We start from the raw sequence: 19,458 nt of genomic DNA on the forward strand, positions 1-19,458 counted from the left end.
GACTTACCTCAAGTGCTCAGTCTGTCTCTCATTGGTCGCCCCGCGCCGCGCGCAATCCACGTCGCCGCACTAGATAGAACGCTGCGGGAATCACCACCATAGAGAGCACCGGTGCGGTGAGCATGCCACCCAGCATCGGCGCGGCGATACGTTGCATGACCTCCGAGCCGGCACCGGCACCGACGAAAAGCGGAAACAACCCGGCCAGGATGACGGCTACCGTCATCGCCTTCGGGCGCACCCGTTGCACGGCGCCTTCGTAGATAGCCTCTTGCAGGGTAGACACATCTTCCGGCGCACCGCTGGCCAAGCGCTGCTCCCAGGCATGACGCAGGTACAGCAGCATGATGACGCCGAACTCAGCCGCAACGCCGCCCAGGGCGATGAATCCGATCATGCTGGCCACCGAAATCGCATGGCCCAGCCCCCAGATCAACCAGAAACCGCCCACCAACGCCAAGGGCAAGCTGAGCAGGATGATGGATACATCGCTAAGCCGGCGAAACACCATCCAGATGACCAGGAAGATGATCGCCAACGCCGCGGGCACCACCCATTGCAGGCGTGCCAAAGCCCGTTGCAGATACTCGTACTGCCCCGACCACGCCAGACCATAGCCGGCAGGCAAACTCACCTGGGTCTGCACCGCGGCTTGCAGGTCCTGGACCACCGATCCCAAGTCGCGATCGGCCACATCCACGTAGATGTAGCCCACCAACCGGCCGTTATCGCTCTTGAGCATCGGCGGGCCTGGGCTGATTGACAGCTCCGCCACCTGGCTCAAGGTCAGTTGCACACCGCCTGGCGCGATCAGCGGCAGATCCTGCAAGGCCTGCAACGAGTCACGCTGGCCACGGGGGTAGCGCAAGACGATGGGATAGCGTTCGCGCCCCTCGATCGTTTCCCCGATTGGATCACCGCCAACGACCGTGGCAATCAGTTGCTGGAGTTGGCCTTGAGTGAATCCGTAACGTGCAGCGATTTCCGGGCGCACCTGTACATCGACATAGCGCCCACCCGTGACGCGTTCGGCCAGTGCCGAACTCACGCCGGGCACAGTCTTGGCCACCTGCTCGATCTGCTGGCTCAGGCGCTCGATCTGCTCCACATCGGGTCCGGAGACCTTGATCCCAATCGGGCTCTTGATGCCGGTGGCCAACATATCGATGCGATTGCGAATGGGCGGGACCCATAGGTTGGTCAGACCGGGAATCTTGACCGCTGCGTCCAACTCCTGGCGTAGCTTCTGGGGGGTCATGCCCGGGCGCCATTGATCCCGCGGCTTGAAGGTCACGGTGGTCTCAAACATTTCGATCGGTGCCGGATCGGTCGCACTTTCGGCACGGCCCGCCTTGCCGAACACGTGCTCAACCTCCGGTACGGTCTTGACCATCCGGCCCGAGAGCTGGAGCAACTGACGGGCCTTGTCGGCGGACAGGCCGGGCAGGGCCGTGGGCATGTACAACAGGCTGCCTTCTTCCAAGGGCGGCATGAACTCACTGCCCAACCGGCTAAAGGGGATCAAGGTGAGCACTAGCAGCAGGCCGCTGAGCAGCAAGGTGACACCGGGATGTTTGAGGACCCACAGCAGGATGGGCCGATAGCCAGCGATCAGGATGCGATTGATGGGGTTCTGCTGTTCCGGGCGGATGCGGCCGCGGATCAGGTAGCCCATCAAGACGGGGATCAAGGTCACCGACAACCCTGCTGCGGCGGCCATCGCGTAGGTCTTGGTGTAGGCCAGAGGCGAGAACAATCGCCCTTCCTGCGCCTGCAGGGCAAAAACCGGCACGAAAGACAGGGTGATGACCAGCAAGCTGGCGAACAGGGCCGGTCCGACCTCGGCCGCCGAGCGGGCCATCAGCTGCCAGCGCTCCTCACCCTGAGGTTCCCGGCCGTGCGCCTCCCGCCAGTGCTCCAGATGCTTGTGTGCATTTTCGATCATCACCACCGCTGCATCGACCATCGCACCAATGGCGATGGCGATGCCGCCTAATGACAGCAAGTTGGCGGAGATCCCCTGGGCGTGCATCACGATGAAGGCCGCCAGGATACCCAAAGGCAGGGTGATGACGGCCACCAACGCCGAGCGTAGGTGCCACAGGAACAGCAGGCATACCAGCGCTACGACCAGAAACTCTTCGCCAAGCTTGTGGGTGAGGTTGCGTACCGCATCCTGGATCAGCTCGGAGCGGTCGTACACCGGCACCACTTCCACGCCCTCGGGCAAGCTGGATTGCAACGCCTGCAGTCGCGCTTTGACGTTCCGAATGGCCCCCAAGGCATCCTTGCCGGTCCGCAGGACGATCACGCCGCCGGCCACCTCACCTTGACCATCCAACTCTGCGATACCACGACGGAAGACCGGCCCGCGACTGATCGTGGCCACCTCGCCGAGCAGGACGGGGATGCCGTCGTTGCCGGTTACCGGCACCTGTTCGAACGCCTCCTGTGTGCGCAGGTAGCCTTCGCTGCGCACCATCAGTTCGGCTTCGCCTTGTTCGATCACCGAGCCCCCGGTAGCGCCGTTGGCCGCATCCACCGCCTCGATGAGCTCGGCCACCGTCAGTCCACGGGCCGCCAACGCCTGCGGATCGGGCTGGATCTGCCAGGCGCGCACCGCACCGCCCACACTGGCTACTTCAGCCACGTCCGGCACGGTTTTTAGCTCATAACGAAGAAACCAGTCCTGCAACGCACGCAGCTGCCCCACATCACGTTGACCTGTCCGATCCACCAAGGCGTACTGGTAGATCCAGCCCAGTCCTGTCGCATCAGGACCCAGCGCCGGATTCACATTCGGCGGAAGTCGATCGCGTACCTGGCTCAAGTACTCGAGCACTCGAGAGCGCGCCCAGTAAAGATCAGTGGCATCGTCAAACAGGATGTAGACGAATGAATCACCGAAGAAGGAGAAGCCGCGTACCGCCTTCACGCCCGGCACGGACAACATCGTGGTGGCCAACGGGTAGGTGACCTGGTCTTCGATGATGCGCGGGGTTTGCCCCGCCCATTGCGTGCGGATGATGACCTGGGTATCGGACAGGTCCGGCAGCGCATCCAGCGGCGTGTTCTTTACCGACCAGATACCGACCACCGCCAGCAGCGCGGCGGCAACCAGCACCAGCACGCGATTGGCGATGCAAGCATGGATCAGGCGCGCGATCATGGTGTGCCCTCCATCGCTTCGGACATGACCTCGCTTGCCTGGCAATCAGCGGCTGCGGCGGGGCCGAACTTGGGTACCAACTGCATATCCATGAACGGTGACTTGCCCGGCTTGTCGAAATGCTTCTCCGGCACCATCGGGTCATACCAGTACTGCACCGGGCAGCGCGGCGGCGTAGAGGTGGAGGTGTCTGGCGCGACAGGCGCCGGCTGTCTGGACGGTGACGGCACGACAGTGCGTGGTTCGTGCCCGGCGTCATGGCGCTCGTGCACACCTGATGCGCTGGCAGGGCGTGTCGGTTGTGCAGCACCCAGGCGCTCCAACGCACCGGAGAGACTGGCTTCGGAGTCGAGCAAGAACTGACCCGAGACGACCACGCGTTCACCACCGGCCAAGCCTGCCACGATCTGCGTGCGCCCTTGCACGCTACGTCCCACACTCACCCGCACTGGCCGGAAGCTCCCGTCCGGATCCTGCACGATGACCCGGCTGTCCCGCCCGGTGGCGATCAGCGCCTCCGTGGGAACGACTGGCAGGGCCTGCTCGGCGTCGGGCTGCACCAGAACCTCGGCGAACATGCCCGGCACCAGCCGACGCTGCGGGTTGCGCAGCACAATTCGCGCCCGCTGCGTGCGACTAGCCATGTCGACCTGGGGAAGCAACGCCTGGATCTGTCCGGCAAAGCGCTCTGCCGGCCAGGCACTGACCGTGGCCTGCACTGAGGTCCCCGGCCGCAAGGTGCCCAGCGCTGCCTGGGGTACCGAGGCCTCCAGCCACAACGTGTCCAGCCCATTGATCTTGAACAGTGGCGTACCGGGCATCACCGTCTGTCCCTCGCGTGCCAGGATCTCGGTCACGACACCACTGTGGTCTGCGCTAAGCACGACGCCACTTCTGGCCGAGGCGCCAGAAGGAACACCCAACGAACGCAACCGTTGTTGCGCCGCACCCTGCAGCTCACGCGCGCCCGCGGACTGAGCTTGGCTCAGGGCATGTGCTTCGGCGATGGCCGCGTTCCATGCCGGGGCCTGCACGGTGGCCAGCGTTTGACCACGACGAACCTCGGTAAACGGCGCCTTTACCTGCACGTGGGTGATCAAGCCTTCCATGCGCGCACTGATCACGCTTTCCTGGGTCAGATCCCACGTCAGTGTGCCCGGCACGCGTACGGCAGTCCCTAGTAACTCTACCGTCACTTCCTGAGTGCGTATGCCCACGTTCTGCTGCAGGCGCGGATCGATCTGCGTTCCGCCCCCTATGGCCTCATCTGCGTATTTGGGCAGCAACTCCATATCCATGAACGGAGATTTGCCCGGCTTGTCGAATCGCTGCTCCGGCGCCATGGGGTCGTACCAGTACAGCACCTTGCGTGCTTGATCTGCGACGCTCGTGCCGGGGGGCGGGGTGGTATCAGAGGTTCGAGTCATCCAGGCGTAGCCGCCGGCAAAGCCGAGCGCCAGCAACCCGAGGGCCACGGCGAGCTGTGTGAGACGCGTCTTGGTCGGGCTCATGGCGTGTTCTCCTCATGGGGTAGCAGATAGGCCAGTGCCGCCCAGGCACGGCCCTGTTCGCCCAGCAGACGGGCGTTCTCCAGGTGCAATTCGATCTCATCGCGCCGCGCTTCCAGCCACGGCTGCAGGTCGGCACCGGCGCCGTAGGCGGCCAACGCCGTGCGTGCACGATCGCGCGCCAAAGGCAGGCTCTGCGTGTTCTGGCGCTCCAACTGGCCGGTTAACCCGCGCCATCGCGCTATCGCGCGTTGCACCGACTCGGCTTGGATGCGCCGGGCCTCATCGCGCTCTGCGGACACCGCCTCCAGCTCGGCCCGCCGTGCCGCGATGCCTCGTGCTTGGCGGTTCTTCTGGAACAGCGGCAGGCCCACACCCACTTCCACCATGAGCATGTCGCTGCGCGCCATGCCGTCGGGTGCGCGCTCGCGACGTCCGTAGGTGAGCTCCACACTCCAATCCGGGCGGGTTTCGGCCACGGCCGCATCCACCTGGGCCTGGGCTAAGCTCTCGCGTGCCTCCCAGCCCAGTAGTGGCGTGTGTTGGTCCAGTTTGGCCAGCAGTTGGGTGGGCTCCAATGGCAACTGCGAAAAATCCGGTGCCGCACCACTGGCCAAGATCGCCTCTGGTGCAATACCCAACCACCGCGCCAGGCCGGCCTGCGCGGCGGCGTGCTCCGCATGTACCTGCTCCAGGCGATTGTCCAACTGCAGTAGGGCGGCCTGGGCGGCAAGCACATCACTGGCCCCGGCCGTGCCGCCTGCCAAGCGAGCACGCGCCGCACGCTCGGCTATACGGGCCGGCTCGCGCAGACCTTCCAACGCATCTACGGCTTGCTGCGTACTCCACAGCTCGATCCAGGCCAGCGCGGCCGCTTGGGCCACCATCTGCTGTTCGGCCATCGACAGTGAGCGCGCTTGCGCCAGCGTCGCTTGCGCCAACGCGTGCTCGGCACGTCGTTTCGCACGCGCAGGAAACTCCTGCATCAGACCGATTTGCTGGGTGGTCATCTCATCGGCCCGCAAGCTGAAGGCATCGGGTCCGCTGACGGGCCAGTTCGCCAGCCCCACGATCAAACGTGGGTCGGGAAGCGCGCCAGCACGCGCGGCTTCTTCGGTACTGGCATCGATCTGCGATCGGCGCACCTGCAGGGTTGGGGCGTTAGCAAGCGCCCGTTGTAGGGCTTCTGTGTAGCTGATCGGGATAGCGGGCGATGCCGCCAGCACAGGACCACTGAGCGCCAGGGCAAACACGAACCCACACGCCATCTTGCGCCTTGCACGCAAGAAGAAAGACATCTCCATAAGACCTCCGGGAAACGACAACGAGCGCGCTGCAACGCATGCAGCACGAGCACGGGTCAATCCAGGAGGGGGCTTAAATCAGCAGGCTACAGAAGCGCTGCAGGGGAGGCGGATCGGACACGCACACCGGAACATCCCGATACAACTGCGCGTGTACCGGTGGCAACAGAGCCTGCACCAGCGCGAAGGCGGCCAGCGCGGGCTGGTAAGGCACTTGAGGGGCCTTCGCATCGGCCGTGGCGATGTGATCGCGCTGGCAATGCTGGTCGCACAACGCCGGAGCATCGGGATCCGGCGTGGACATCTCTTCGCAACCGACCATCAGGGTCGCTTGTCCAGCTTCCACCGATTCCAGCGGACAGGCGTAAGCCACCAGCGCGAGTTGCTGCAGCAGCAGCGCCCACAGTCCCAGCCATGCCAGTCGGGCACGAGAACGGGGTCGCCGCCATCGCCTCAGCAGCCTCACCATGACAGCTCCCGCACGCCCGAAGCAGCGCCTGCGGACGCTGGGCAGATCAGGGCAGGGGACGTGCGAGCTCTCATGATGGCCAGTCTAGCCCTCTTGGGGCCGACTGTCATTGATCAGGATCAAGCCCTCGCGCGGACTCAGCGGTGGCATCCGCCGCAGCAGGAGGATGCGACGGCCGGGGCGGCCGGCGTACCAGCCTCAGAAGGGAGCACCGCAGCGATCACATAGCCTTGCCGCTGGATAGCCTCAACCGCCTGTTCTACGGCAAGCAGGCCCTCGATCTTGACCACGCCACTGCCCAGATCGACGTCCACCTGGGCGTGGGGGTCAAGGGCCTGAATGGCTTGGGTGACCGTTCGGACACAGTGACCACAGGTCATACCTTCAACAACGAGATTCATGGACAACCATCCAAAAGCATCGGCGGTTTGCCGACGGCGTGACGATGAGCCTTCCCACGGTGGGAAGGTCAAACGACAGGCAAGTTGAGTGGTAATCCGTCCCGCGTTGTTGACCTTCCCATCATGGGAAGGCTCAGGCTACCTGCTCGTTCCTATTGGCCCTCACTCCATGGACATAACGCTCACTTATGCGAATTAAGTTATTGATTATATTACATTAATACAGGAATCGCAAGGTCTGTAGTTGCACCGTGCCCTGGCCGGCCACAAACGCGATAAGCTAAGCATTCCTTAGTGCTAGTCATTCTTGATGTCATGACGATGCCATCTGAGCGCACCCGCAATGTGCTGCAGGCGGGCGCGTTCCTCAGGCAGCTAGCGGCCAGCCAAGCCGTGCCTAAAGAGGTGCGGCAAGAGGCATATCGACTGCTGCGGCACTATCCAACCGTCAGCGACATCGAGGCGATTGCTGAGCACGAAGAGCGGCTGCGAGCGCTGACCCAGTCGGCCTTCGTACGACCCTACCTGAGCAGCGAGATCGAGGCGGATTGGTTCTCCGGGTACCCGCTCGGCCCTCATCGCATCTGACCATGAAGCAACCGAGCAGGCCGCGTGGAAGAGGGACTACGTCTGCGGAGACAGCGCTGGAGGCTTCCTTTGAACGGGCCCGCGACAGTGCGGCCGAGGAACGCGCATTCTTCAAGCGACTGATGGATGCGATCGTGTACGTGCATGCGCCCATCTCGGACGACGCGCAGACACTGCGGCTGGTCCAGTTCCGCCATCCTGACGGTTTCGATGCGATCCCTTTCTTTACCTCGCTCGACAAGGCGCAGGCGGCCAGCTCGTCTGCTGTCAGAATTCTGGGAGTTTCAGGCCGTGAGCTGCTAACCGGTACTCGCGGCGCGACGTTGATGCTCAATCCCAACTACGGCGGCGTTGTCCTGTACCCGGAAGAGGTTGCGACATTGTTGGATACGGGCTTTCTGGCCAGGGTGGAACGTCTGGCGCCGGCGGAGTTCGCGGTGAGACCTGCCCAGGCCGCGCCGGCTTGGCTCGCTCCGGCCATCAGCGGCAGCCTTGAGCACGCCGACTTCGTCTCGTCGGCCTATCTCCTGGAAACTCACTCGTCAGGGGGCGTCGAACAGCCTCCCGGTCTGTTGATCTGGCTGGTGGTGGACCTGGCTTTCGCCGAGCGGGCGGCTCGTCTGGTGACCACCGCCATACAGCCCTTATGCTCAGATTTGGACGTCATCATCGACTTGGCGGTCCACGACGTATCGCTGCCTTTGCCGGCGGGCTTGGATGATCCCCAGATCCTGCCCATATTTTTTCACGAGAATCAAGCCAACTTGAGCACAGCTCATCGGCCTATGAGCCCTGAAGATAAGCTACTAGCACTCCTTCCGGGATTGACCGAGGAAGAGAAGGAACGGCGGACCCGCGAGGGTATGGCCGACGTCGACGCTGGACGTACGATCCCGCACGAGGAACTACTGCAATGGATCAGGCGACGGTCAGAGCCTTCTTGAAGGTTTCCGTTGGGTCAGGAGCGTGGAAACTCTTGAATCCAATATTCAAGAAGGGCACGCGTGCCTGAGCAGTACTCCAGGAATGCCTGTGTCACGCGGCTTCTGGTTCAATCAAGCCTAGGTCTGTAATCCACGAACTGCCTGACGTCGAGGGGTGTTTCCTCGTTGAATCATGGTGTTAGAGACGATTCGGCTGTTTTTCTCACGAATCCCTGCCGACCTTCTTGAAAAACTGAACCAGACCTACCCAAACGCTTCCGTAAGGCAGGTGGTGAGAGGGCAGGTTAAGCACATCAGGGATAGCAATCCCAAGGAGATAGAAGCGCTACGACAGGAGGCCAACGATCAACTTCCTACTATCGCCGAGCTAAAGAGGGTCAGTGCGGTTGATCCAGAGTTCCGGATGGAAAACAGCTTCTTTGGGCCCAAGCCAGTCATCACCGCCCGCATCATCAACCGCTCAACACTGCCATTGAGCGAAGCGAGCTGGAATGCGGCGCTGTACATCAATGGCGATGTACAGCCTGTAGCCACGTCGAAGGTGCGCAGCGATTTCCGTTCCATCGAAGGCCTCAAGCCCGAACACCATGTTACGGCTCGATTCACTGTCGGATTCGTCAAGGGCGATAAGGCCTGGACCACCTTGGCAATTCGTCAAGCTACATCCACACGCGTCGAGCTGGAGATGATCCCTGAGACAGCAATGGACTTTACGGACAAAGCCTATCTAAGTGCCGATCTTCAGAAGCGCATTGATTTCCTTGAGAACCAACTCAAGCAAGCGAGCGAGTTCGAAGATGTCTGATGCTACCAAGCCCCGCCGGCGGATCACCCTCCGGCGGGGCTTGGTAGCGGTACCGACGTTCACCCCCGCCAAAGAGGACCATTACACAATGCGCCCGTCCATCCTCGCCTTGGACTTAGAAGGAACGCTGATTTCCAACGCTGTAAGCCAGATCCCGCGCCCGGGCCTCTACGAATTTCTGGAGTCGGCAAAGTCGCTCTTTGAGGGTCTAGTCATCTTCACCACAGTTCCGGAGCCTAGATTTCGCGAGATTGCCGACCTATTGGCTTGCGAAGGAGCGGCCCCGGGTTGGTTTGCCCGCTTGCCATACATAGACTGGACTGGGCCGACGAAGGATCTTGCCAACGTTTCCCAGCCCATCGGCTCTGCATGGCTACTAGATGATTACGCCCCCTATGTACAACCGGGACAGGAACATTGCTGGGTCCCGGTTCAACTGTTTTGTTCTCCTTACCCCGAGGACGACGCGGGACTGGACGATGCCATCGAGGCAATCCGTAAGCGACTGAACGAGTACTAGAGGGCCATCTCTTGGCCAGCGTCCAATGGGCCACAGGCTCGCCGGTCAACCAAGGTCCAGCGCTTCGTTGGAGAACCGTCGATATAGACCTGGGGGGGCGTTTACCGCGATAGAGTCCTGAGCCCCCTCAAACCATCTCATGGACCCGTGGCAGCTGGTCGGTCTACTCAGACTAGAAGCTAAAGCTGCCAACTGCCGCTAGGTTCCAGCCAGTACGCCATGCCCAGCGGCAGGAAAGTCTCCATTGCAACGTCCAGGATCAACGGCTGACGCCAACCCTGACCAGGCAAGAAGCAAAAATCCTTCCGGGCGAGGGTTCCAGCTTGCTCGCGTCCAGCTAACCAGATGCATCTGCGTTTTATCTCGCGATCAAGTGCTCGCCTCGCGGCATGCTCATCCAAACCGCTTTGTATGAACTCCGAGGCAGAATTTCGCATGCTCGCCCACAGCACGTAGCGCTTACGCCCCAAGCTGAGCGCATTCCATTCAGGCGATCCAATCGACTGAAGCCCGTCGCCTAGCTTCGGGTCCAACCGATGCTTCCGCAGAAGGTTTGCCAAGTACGCTCGAGCTTCGGTGGATGCCAGTGAAATTCCGAGATTCCGCCTCGCACTGGGCGTGCACTCAGCCGCCCACTGGGTGAGCGACCGGGTCAATGCCGACTCAAGGTTCAAGTCACTGCGAGACCACGGAGATTTGTAGGACCAAGCCAGGGGCTCATACAGAGATCTTGCGGCAAGCCGAGAACATTCGACTGGTTCGCGATGGAGGACGCGCAGCGTCGCAAGCGTGTCAAGTGCCTGCGAGGCCAACCCCTCAGCAGCTACCGGCGAACTAGCCGTTCTTGAGCGCTCTAGCGCGCACCACGCGCACGCAAGAAAGGGACCTATTGAACGAACGAAATTGTCCAGTTCTGGCCAGGGCGCGATGAGGGTCGGTTGGCTAACGACATAGGCCACACAGCCCTCAAATCGCGATACCAGTTGTCAGGATATCAACCTGCCCACAGACTGTCTATCTGACTTTCCGATATTGACCCTTAGGTGTTCTCTCCAGTTCAACGATATCTGAACATCCGATATCCTAGCCGTGCAGCGAATGAGCGGGGAGCGCCCCGGCGCACGACGCAGAACGTTACCGCATGTTGGGAGAGCCGAAATGATGCGCACCAGCGCTAGCCACCCGTTACTGATTGCAGAGTTGCCTGTTGGAGCCCATGGAGGCGGCATAGGGGTGACATTTGCGCCAGGCAAGTACCAGGAAGTCGCCATGACTGGAGCATGGGCGAGAGACCTAGATGTGGACGTCTCGGCTATTCAGGACTGGGGTGCCACTCACCTAGTCACCTTGCTTGAGCCTTGGGAGCTCAAGGACCTTCGAATCGAGAGCTTACCGGCGATAGTGGCGGGGAAGGGCATCTCTTGGCATGGACTGCCAATCACTGATGGAGCCGCACCAGACGACAGACTCCTCAAAGATTGGCTACAGCTAAGTGCTGAGCTCGTCGCTGACATGCTGAGCGGTCAAAGGATCGTGGTCCACTGCAAGGGGGGGTTGGGACGCGCGGGAACGGTCGCTGCCATGCTTTTGCTGCAGTCTGGCGAGGCCAAGCGGGCATCGGATGCCATCCACATGGTGCGGCATGCCAGGCCAGGCGCAATCGAAACGATTGCTCAAGAGGAGTTCCTAGAGTACTGGGCGCAGAGCCTTCACCCGGGCGGAGCTTGACCACTCAGGTGCGCAGTCAGGAACTCAAGGACGAGTTGCCTGTGGATCCAGAACTCGAGGGCTTCTTAGGTCTGGATCCAGAAATCGACGGCGTCTCCATAGTGGATCTTCGCGAGGGTTCAGGGCACATCAAAAATTCGCTGCCTCGAAAGCTAAGAACCTTGCTGTCGCACGAATCAGGGTCTTGTGCTGGGGCCGGACCAGCGCTATCGCTGACTAAGGCAGGGCAACCTCCAGGGACTGTACTGCGACGGCGCGATCAATAGACATCTGTCAGATGTATCGCCACCACTATCGATCTAATGAATGCTGACTCAGCCGATGCGTGCTGCCTTAGGAGTTACGATCTGACTGCACTCGTGGCCGAGGCGAAACGCCACGACGTACAGGACCGTGGCATCCATCGGCATACCTGAGCCCATCCGAATGACGACCTTACGCTGACCGTGCGACAGTGATACTCCCAGTTCCCGCAGGACCTCAATGCGCTGCTGCAGCCCGTCGTAGATGTCTAGCTTGTCGACTTCTGAATACAGGTCTTGGCAGTCGCGATACTAACGGTAGTAGTCGACCAGTGCAGCAAACTCGCTCGCCGCCTCGCGCGACAGCTCGAAAGCCGGTTCGGACAGATCCATGTCGCACGAAACGATCAGGCTGGCCAGCTCGCGCCCAGCAGCAAGCGGGGACACCGCCAGGGGGATGTAGTCGCGCTCAAACTGCGCTTGCGCCGCCTGCAGTTCCTCGTCTGTCGGCAGCGAGAAAGGCTTGTTGAGTGCATCGATGTCATTGAAATCGAAGGCGCGCGCCAGTGCGCGACGGGTGTCGAAACTGGCCGAGTCACCCTGCTCAACCCGCTGAACTGTTCGCACGTTCAGGCCCGAGATCTCGGCCAATTGTTCTTGCGACCAATGACGCAACTGGCGGAACTGGCGAATGCAGGCGCCAACCTCAGCAGCGGTAAGCAGGCGAGGCGGGGTCTTGGTGGTCATAGAAGATAACTCCGGAGGGGTAGGGAGCCCAGATTAGGAGGGTGCCGAACTTGGAAACATGACAGTCGCCCGACAGGCCCCCGACACAGATCAACTGCCAGGACTTGCCCCAACGAGAAATCCGGGGCAACTGCTTATGCGCCCGTGATGTTCTCCCCGTGCCCCCAGAGGGGGGCGAGGCCCAACTGCCTAGTCACTCACCACAGACCCCACCCTAGACGCGCAGGCGATCCGGGACAGCTCTATGGCGAGGGCTGATGGGGGGTCAATGGCTCCAACTCTGGCAAAACACCCCCAAATTGATGATGCAGTGCATTCATCCATGCCAGAACTGGTTCGCCTGGCCACAGGTGCGCCAGATTCAGAAGGGTTAGCATGGCAAGCGCATTGCTGTTCATGGCCACCCCCGCCAGAAGCGCGCCCGGGTAGCCATTTAACTGCCTTGCCAAGGGGTGAATCCCGGCATGGAGATAGGAGTTCAAGCCGACATAAAGGCATTGTCTGGCTCTGCCCAACAACTGTGATGCTCCTCGGGGCCCAGAGGACTCAAGCTTTACGAGCATGTCCTGAACGCCAGGGAGCCTCTTTGCCGCTTGCTGACTCTCCAGAGTCAGGGGCGCAAGAAGCTTCTCGATGTCGGTGTCGGTAGCTGCATAACATGCCCAGGTTGCACGCACGAGGGCCTCATACTGGGGCCGGACCAGCGAGATTGCTGACTGGGGCAGAGTAGCGATCAGGGACTGTACTGCCACGGCGTGATCAAGGGACATCTGGCAAAGTGCCGCCACCGCCGTCGATCTTCGGTCACGTCCATGCTCTATCTCCATCCAAGCGGCTCGAATTTCACCCAAGAGCTCTAAGGAGCCCTCCAGCACAGACGCCCGATCCTGGTCAGCCGATTGAGGCACAAGTCATCCTAGAATCGTGATCTGCAGGCAAGAGTAACGGCTCGTCCATCGGGCAAAGCCCTCAGTTGGCCGGCTGGGCTGCAGCATCTGTTAGCCGGTAATCTCTGCATTGCATCATCCGTGCATCAGCAATTTCTGCGTTGCGTCAGTCGCAAGTCAAATTTTTCTGCAATGGACCGTCTTGCACTGAAATTTTATTCCTCAAAAGCTGAAATCTCTGCAATGGCACCCTAAGAATGTCTGCGATGAACAGCGTTCTGGTCCGCGCGCGATTGCTTCCTATATTGCAACCATACGCTCAGCCAGCCAACCGCCGGGATCCATGATCGCGCGAGCGGACGATCCCGGTCGCAAATGGCTGGCTGCCGTCACTCTCGTGGCTTTGAGCGATCAAGGGGAGCAGTCTGGCCCACGTGTCGAACAGAAGCCTTGGATCTTGGTGGATCAGAAGCGAAACCCGCAGCGCATCTTCCATCGCCTTGAGGTAGCCGCGGCGTATCTCAAGTGCGTTCTCGCAAGCATTGGGGCGACCAAGAATTTGTGTGATCGCGGAGGCCATAGCAGTCTGGACAGGAGGGGAGGGGAAGGCGATAGTCTGCAAACGTCTAGACGATCCCGCAATGAGCATCCTCAACGTTCTCCTCACTCGTGACCACCTCGTCGTCGCAGCGGATACCCTGGCAGAGGATGCTCTCACAGGGGCGTATTCCGCGGGGGCAAAGCTGCTGCTGATCCCTCAGCACAACGTAGTGCTTGCTGCGCGCGGGTCTACGCAATTCTTCCTGGGGGGCTCGCAGAATTCGGAAAAAATCGTACGCTAAGGTTTTCCGGGCATCCGTAGGGGCCGAAACTTCCCGTCTTCCAGTCTGCGGCTCTGCCGCCAGACGTAATCGCCGGTGAGGTTGATGTGCTCCCAGCCCAGCGGCGACAGGAATTGCAGCAGCTCGCCGTCCACCGGCTTGCCGGCCTCGACCAACCCCTGGGTGGCGCGCTCCAGGTACACCGTGTTCCACAGCACGATAGCCGCCGTCACCAGGTTGAGGCCGCTGGCCCGGTAGCGCTGCTGCTCGAAGCTCCGATCCCTGATTTCCCCAAGGCGGTTGAAGAACACCGCCCTGGCCAGCGAGTTGCGCGCCTCACCTTTGTTCAGGCCGGCATGCACGCGGCGGCGCAGCTCAACACTTTGCAGCCAGTCTAGGATGAACAGCGTGCGTTCGATCCGGCCCAGCTCGCGCAGGGCCACGGCCAGGCCGTTCTGGCGCGGATAGCTGCCGAGCTTGCGCAGCATCAGCGAGGCAGTGACGGTGCCCTGTTTGATCGAGCTGGCCAGGCGCAGGATGTCGTCCCAATGGGCGCGGACGTGCTTGATGTTCAGGGTGCCGCCGATCAGCGGCCGCAGCGTCGGGTAGGTCTGCACGCCCTGCGGCACGTACAGCTTGGTTTCGCCGAGGTCGCGGATGCGCGGCGCGAAACGGAAGCCCAGCAGGTGCATCAGGGCGAAGACGTGATCGGTGAAGCCGGCCGTGTCGGTGTAGTGCTCCTCGATCCGCAGGTCGGACTCGTGGTACAGCAGGCCGTCGAGCACATAGGTGGAATCGCGCACGCCGACATTCACCACGCGGGTGCTGAACGGCGCGTACTGGTCGGAGATATGGGTGTAGAACAGCCGTCCCGGCTCACTGCCGTACTTCGGGTTGACGTGTCTGGTGCTCTCGCCCCGGCCGCCAGCCCGGAAACGCTGGCCATCGGAGGATGAGGTGGTGCCGTCGCCCCAGTGGGCGGCGAAGGCATGCTGGTACTGGTGGTTGACCAGCTCGGCCAGGGCCGCCGAATAGGTCTCGTCGCGGATGTGCCAGGCTTGCAGCCAGGACAGCTTGGCGTAGGTCAGACCGGGGCTCGACTCGGCCATCTTGGTCAGCCCGAGGTTGATCGCATCACCGAGGATCGCGGACAGCAGCAACGTCCGGTCTTTGGCCTCGGCCCCGTCCTTCAGGTGGGTGAAGTGGCGGCTGAAGCCCGTCCAGTCGTCCACGTCCATCAGCAGTTCGGTGATCTTGATGCGCGGCAGTAACTGACTGGTCTGGTCGATCAGCGCCTGCGCCCGATCCGGCACCGCCGCATCCAGCGGGGTGATCTTCAACCCGGACTCGGTGAGGATGGCATCGGGCAGCTCGTTGTCCTTGGCCAGGCGGGCGACAGTGGCCAACTGCTCGTCCAGCAGCTGCAAGCGCTCTTCCAGATACTGGTCGCTGTTCGGGTTGATCGCCAGCGGCAGGGCCTGTTCCCGCTTGAGCGCGGCGAACTTCTCGGCCGGCAGCAGGTAGTCGTCGAAGTCGCGGAACTGCCGCGAGCCCTTGACCCAGATGTCGCCGGAGCGCAGGGCGTTCTTCAGCTCGGACAGGGCGCAGATTTCGTAGAAGCGCCGGTCGAGGCCTTCCGGGGTGATCACCAGTGGCTTCCAGCGCGGCTTGATGAAGGCGGTGGGAGCATCGGCCGGCACCTTGCGCAGGTTGTCGGCGTTCATCTCGCGCAGCGTCTGCACGGCTGCCAGCACGCCCTGCGCGGCCGGGGCGGCGCGCAGCTCCAATACCTCCAGCAGAGCCGGCGTGTAGCGGCGCAGGGTGGCGAAGTTCTCGCCGACCAGGTGCAGGTGGTCGAAGCCCTCCGGCCGGGCCAGCAGCTCGGCTTCGCTGACGCTCTCGGTGAACTCGTCCCAGGGGATCACCGCCTCGATGGCGGCATAGGGGTCGCTGCCGGCTTCCTTGGCCTCCAGCAGCGCCTGGCCGATCTTGGAGTACAGGCGCACCTTGTCGTTGATCGCCTTGCCCTGCTTCTGGAACTGCTGCTGATGCTTGTGCTTCGCGCCGCTGAACAGCTTGACTAGGATGCGGTCGTGCAGATCCACCAGCTCATCAATCACGGTTGCAGTGCTCTCCAGCACCACGGCGGCCAGGGTCGCATAGCGCCGCTGCGGCTCGAACTTGCCGAGGTCTTTGGGCGTCATCTGCCCACCCTCGCGGGCCAGCTTGAGCAGGCGGTTCTGGTGGATGTGCCGGCCCAGGACTTCGGGCAAGTCCACCAGCTGAAATGTCTTCAGCCGCTCGATGTGCTCAAGCATGTGCCGAGAGTTGGGTTTCAGCGGTGCCTGGCGCAGCCAGGTCAACCAGGTGATGCTGCTGCCGGCCTTGAGCTTCAACAGCTCGTCCAGCTTGGCCCGATGCGAGTCCGTGAGCGGTTCAACCAGGGCGCGGTAGACCCGCCGATTGGCCCGTGCAATGGCCTCCGAGCAAGCCCGGTCGATCACGCTCAACGCCGGCAGGATGCGTCGCTTCTGCCGCAGGCTCTCCAGCGCCTGGCCGGCCAGCAGCAAGCCCTTGTCGGTCTGCTGGGCCAGTTCGGTCAGCTCGCGCACCAGGGCGCGGAAGTCGGACAGGCCGAACGGGGCCAGTTGAAGGTAGGTGCGCAGTTCCTGGGCGTGCTCGCGACGGGTCACATCGCGCTCGCCGTACTTCGTCCAACTCGCCGGATCGGTCTGGACTTGCTTGGCCACCCACAGGATGACCGGTTCGGGCAGCTCGCTGTCAGTGCCCAACGCATAGCCGGGGTAGCGCAGCAGGCAGAGTTGCACGGCGAAGCCGAGGCGGTTGGCGTCGCCGCGCCGCTGACGGATCAGCGACAGGTCGGAGTCGTTGAAGGTGTAGTAGCGGATCAGGTCATCCTGGCTTTCTGGCAACGCGAGCAGGGTGCCCCGCTCCGTGGCCGAGAGGATCAAGCGACGCGGCATGTGTCAGTCGTCCGTGCGGAGGTACTGGTAGAGGGTTTCCCGGCTGATGTTGAACTCGCGGGCAAGCTGCGCCTTGGGCTCGCCGGCCGTCGCTCGCTGCCGCAGGGTAGCAGCCTGCTCATCGGACAGGGCTTTCTTGCGGCCCCGGTACGCGCCACGCTGCTTGGCCAAGGTGATGCCCTCACGCTGCCGCTCGCGGATCAGGGCGCGCTCGAACTCAGCGAAGGCCCCCATCACCGACAGCATCAGGTTGGCCATCGGCGAGTCCTCGCCAGTGAACACCAGGCCCTCCTTCAGGAACTCGATGCGCACGCCGCGTTGAGTCAGCTTCTGTACCAAGCGACGCAGGTCATCGAGGTTGCGGGCCAGCCGGTCCATGCTGTGCACCACCACTGTATCGCCTTCGCGGACGAAGCTCAGCAGCGCTTCGAGCTGGGGGCGCTGGGTGTCCTTGCCCGATGCCTTGTCGGTGAACACCTTGCTCACCTGTGTCTGTTCCAGCTGGCGTTCCGGGTTCTGGTCGAAGCTGCTGACCCGGACGTAGCCGATGCGGTGCCCCTGCACGATGTCTCCTTGGTTGAAGGCGGCTTAAGTGCTCCTTCTGTTCCGTTGTGCCTCAAACCCCGTTTCTGTCAGGCTGAAATCTATGACCTTCGCAGGCATGTGTCAAAAAATGCGAAAGATGACTCTATTCTGACTAAGCGGCGCGGCCCTGCCTGACATCCAGTTAGGGTATGCCTCAATCTGACGGTAGCGAGTCGCAGGCGTTCGGATCGGCATCGGTTTCGTTCCCTGTCTTGGCACGCGCTTCGAAGCGTTGATAACACTCCAACCCGCAGAAGTGCTCGACGTATTCCGCGCCTTCCGGGGTGAAGGCGGCATCGAGCGGGATTTCCTTGCAGCACACGCAGCAACTGGTGGTGGTCGAGTCACTTGCATTCATGGTGGCACCCCTCCATTGACTGACGAAGACGGCGAATGCCGCCGCCGGCATTGGCTTCGCGAACAGGAAGCCTTGTCCTGTGTCGCAGTCCGCTTGTCGCAATAGATCAAGACTCGCCGATGTTTCCACGCCTTCAGCCACCACATCCATGCCCAGCCCGTGCGCAAGCTGAATCACGGTGTGCACGATGGTTTGGTCGCGGCGGTCGTTGGCGAGCCCGGCGACAAACGATTGGTCGATCTTGAGCGTGCTGATTGGGCAGCACTTCAGATGTTGCAGACAGGAATACCCCGTCCCGAAGTCATCGGCGGCGAAGCGCACACCGATCTGCCGCAAGGCGTCCAGGGCGGGGAAGATCGCCGGATCACCAAACGCGACCGATTCGGTCAGCTCGATTTCGAGATACTCGGCGGGCAACTCGGCATCAGCCAGCACGCCCTTTACCCACCCGTCGAAGTCCGGTCCCACTTGGCTCGCCGAAACATTGACGGCCAGCCGGAACGGTCGCCATGCCAGCATTCGCCAGTCACGCATCTGGCGGCAGGCTTCGCCCAGCACCCAAGCGCCGATTTCAGGCATCAGGCCGGACGATTCGACCACGGGCAGGAACTGGCCCGGTGGCAATAGTCCAAGCGTCGGATGACGCCAGCGCAACAGGGCTTCCGCGCCGACAATCCCACCACTGCGCAGATCGACGACGGGCTGGTAGTGCAGTTCAAGCTGCCCGCGCTCGACCGCTTGGGCCAGTTCCGGCGTCGTCCATCCATCCGGCCGGAAAGCGCTCATTCTCTTTCCCTGAATGCCCGCAACGCCCGCGACAGGGACAGAAGGAACAGGCCGGTCAAACCGAGCGCCGCGATGACCCAATGCTCGCCGAGGAAAGCACCGGCGGTTGTGCCGGCCAGCACGACAGCGAGGATGGGCAGGTGGCAGGGGCAAGTCAGCACAGCCAGTCCGCCCCACAGGTAGCCGGTGATCGGTTTGTGCGTCTCGGACGGCAAGCGCTCGGGGTTGTTCATGGCAGACTCTCCGCGTGCTGTGCCGGCTCGGTCGGCAGGGTGGCCAACTGCACTTCCAGATCGGCCAACGCTTCGCGCCGACGCTCGACGAACTGACGCAGCAGGGCAAGCTGCGCGGCCGCTTCGTCGCCGTCCGCCGCATCCAGCGCCCGGCACAGCCGCGCCAGCGCGTCGAGGCCGATGCCCGCCTCGAAGGCCGCCCGCACGAAGCACAGCCGTTGCAAGGCGGCGTCATCGAACAAGCCGTAGCCGCCTGGTGTGCACGCCACCGGGCGCAGCAATCCGCGCAGCAGGTAGTCGCGCACGATATGCACGCTCACCCCGGCATCAAGAGCCAGCCGGGACACCGTGTAGGCGTTCATTGAACACCTCCTTTTTC

18 protein-coding genes are annotated in these 19,458 nt (G+C 62.2%); 6 read left to right on the top strand and 12 right to left on the bottom strand.

Annotated features, from left to right (window positions below; translation table 11 throughout):
* Positions 1–28 precede the first annotated feature (28 nt).
* From J3A72_RS13630 to J3A72_RS13650, 5 genes are all read right to left on the bottom strand, one after another.
* Positions 29–3,169 (bottom strand): CusA/CzcA family heavy metal efflux RND transporter, encoded by a 3,141-nt coding sequence (locus J3A72_RS13630; protein ID WP_209572029.1) that lies wholly within the window; start codon positions 3,167–3,169, stop codon positions 29–31.
* Positions 3,166–4,680 (bottom strand): efflux RND transporter periplasmic adaptor subunit, encoded by a 1,515-nt coding sequence (locus J3A72_RS23070; RefSeq protein ID WP_005413406.1) that lies wholly within the window; start codon positions 4,678–4,680, stop codon positions 3,166–3,168. Before J3A72_RS23070 ends, J3A72_RS13630 begins: the two co-directional genes overlap by 4 nt.
* Complete coding sequence (locus J3A72_RS13640; RefSeq protein ID WP_170935783.1) at positions 4,677–5,981, bottom strand: TolC family protein; 1,305 nt, start codon at positions 5,979–5,981, stop codon at positions 4,677–4,679. Before J3A72_RS13640 ends, J3A72_RS23070 begins: the two co-directional genes overlap by 4 nt.
* Positions 5,982–6,054: 73 nt before the next feature.
* On the bottom strand, positions 6,055–6,450 hold the full coding sequence (locus J3A72_RS13645) for a hypothetical protein (RefSeq protein ID WP_005413404.1): 396 nt from the start codon (positions 6,448–6,450) through the stop codon (positions 6,055–6,057).
* A 137-nt stretch (positions 6,451–6,587) separates the two neighbouring features.
* The gene (locus J3A72_RS13650) at positions 6,588–6,851 is read right to left on the bottom strand and encodes a cation transporter (RefSeq protein WP_021201833.1); all 264 of its coding nucleotides are present in this window, start codon (positions 6,849–6,851) and stop codon (positions 6,588–6,590) included.
* A 294-nt stretch (positions 6,852–7,145) separates the two neighbouring features.
* Between J3A72_RS13650 and J3A72_RS13655 the strand changes: the two genes are divergently transcribed.
* The 5 genes from J3A72_RS13655 to J3A72_RS13675 all read left to right on the top strand — a co-directional run bounded on the left by J3A72_RS13655 (position 7,146) and on the right by J3A72_RS13675 (position 11,436).
* Positions 7,146–7,439, top strand: a complete 294-nt coding sequence (locus J3A72_RS13655; protein ID WP_223224794.1) for a BPSL0761 family protein — start codon at positions 7,146–7,148, stop codon at positions 7,437–7,439.
* A 2-nt stretch (positions 7,440–7,441) separates the two neighbouring features.
* The gene (locus J3A72_RS13660) at positions 7,442–8,383 is read left to right on the top strand and encodes an SseB family protein (RefSeq protein WP_049401588.1); all 942 of its coding nucleotides are present in this window, start codon (positions 7,442–7,444) and stop codon (positions 8,381–8,383) included.
* 175 nt (positions 8,384–8,558) lie between these two features.
* Positions 8,559–9,188 (top strand): hypothetical protein, encoded by a 630-nt coding sequence (locus J3A72_RS13665; RefSeq protein ID WP_136191796.1) that lies wholly within the window; start codon positions 8,559–8,561, stop codon positions 9,186–9,188.
* Between the two features lie 88 nt (positions 9,189–9,276).
* On the top strand, positions 9,277–9,708 hold the full coding sequence (locus J3A72_RS13670; protein WP_031269101.1) for an NIF family HAD-type phosphatase: 432 nt from the start codon (positions 9,277–9,279) through the stop codon (positions 9,706–9,708).
* 1,269 nt (positions 9,709–10,977) lie between these two features.
* Entirely contained in the window at positions 10,978–11,436 is a 459-nt protein-coding gene (locus J3A72_RS13675) for a cyclin-dependent kinase inhibitor 3 family protein (RefSeq protein ID WP_021201830.1), read from the top strand.
* A 554-nt stretch (positions 11,437–11,990) separates the two neighbouring features.
* Here J3A72_RS13675 and J3A72_RS23075 read toward each other — a convergent pair.
* Both J3A72_RS23075 and J3A72_RS13685 read right to left on the bottom strand, forming a co-directional pair.
* Entirely contained in the window at positions 11,991–12,425 is a 435-nt protein-coding gene (locus tag J3A72_RS23075) for a helix-turn-helix transcriptional regulator (RefSeq protein ID WP_223224795.1), read from the bottom strand.
* Positions 12,426–13,631: 1,206 nt separating this feature from the next.
* Positions 13,632–13,892 carry a hypothetical protein gene (locus J3A72_RS13685; protein WP_049401600.1) on the bottom strand — a complete coding sequence of 87 codons (261 nt, stop codon included), beginning with the start codon at positions 13,890–13,892 and terminating at the stop codon, positions 13,632–13,634.
* Between the two features lie 61 nt (positions 13,893–13,953).
* Between J3A72_RS13685 and J3A72_RS13690 the strand changes: the two genes are divergently transcribed.
* Positions 13,954–14,154 (top strand): hypothetical protein, encoded by a 201-nt coding sequence (locus tag J3A72_RS13690; protein WP_032966765.1) that lies wholly within the window; start codon positions 13,954–13,956, stop codon positions 14,152–14,154.
* Here J3A72_RS13690 and J3A72_RS13695 read toward each other — a convergent pair.
* From J3A72_RS13695 to merD, 5 genes are all read right to left on the bottom strand, one after another.
* A complete protein-coding gene (locus J3A72_RS13695; RefSeq protein ID WP_005413400.1) occupies positions 14,151–17,117 on the bottom strand; it encodes a Tn3-like element TnAs1 family transposase in 2,967 nt (988 codons plus the stop codon). The genes J3A72_RS13690 and J3A72_RS13695 overlap by 4 nt on opposite strands.
* 3 nt (positions 17,118–17,120) lie before the next feature.
* Positions 17,121–17,681 carry a recombinase family protein gene (locus J3A72_RS13700; RefSeq protein ID WP_010921730.1) on the bottom strand — a complete coding sequence of 187 codons (561 nt, stop codon included), beginning with the start codon at positions 17,679–17,681 and terminating at the stop codon, positions 17,121–17,123.
* 175 nt (positions 17,682–17,856) lie between these two features.
* Positions 17,857–18,846 (bottom strand): DUF3330 domain-containing protein, encoded by a 990-nt coding sequence (locus J3A72_RS23085; protein WP_003132006.1) that lies wholly within the window; start codon positions 18,844–18,846, stop codon positions 17,857–17,859.
* Positions 18,843–19,079, bottom strand: a complete 237-nt coding sequence (gene merE, locus J3A72_RS13710; RefSeq protein WP_003132004.1) for a broad-spectrum mercury transporter MerE — start codon at positions 19,077–19,079, stop codon at positions 18,843–18,845. The genes J3A72_RS23085 and merE overlap by 4 nt, the downstream gene beginning before the upstream one ends.
* Positions 19,076–19,441, bottom strand: coding sequence for a mercury resistance co-regulator MerD (gene merD / locus J3A72_RS13715; protein ID WP_000995360.1), 366 nt, complete (start codon positions 19,439–19,441; stop codon positions 19,076–19,078). The genes merE and merD overlap by 4 nt, the downstream gene beginning before the upstream one ends.
* Between the last annotated feature and the right edge of the window lie 17 nt (positions 19,442–19,458).

The sequence above is a fragment of the Stenotrophomonas sp. PvP093 genome (genome assembly GCF_017876915.1).
GTDB lineage: Bacteria > Pseudomonadota > Gammaproteobacteria > Xanthomonadales > Xanthomonadaceae > Stenotrophomonas > Stenotrophomonas muris.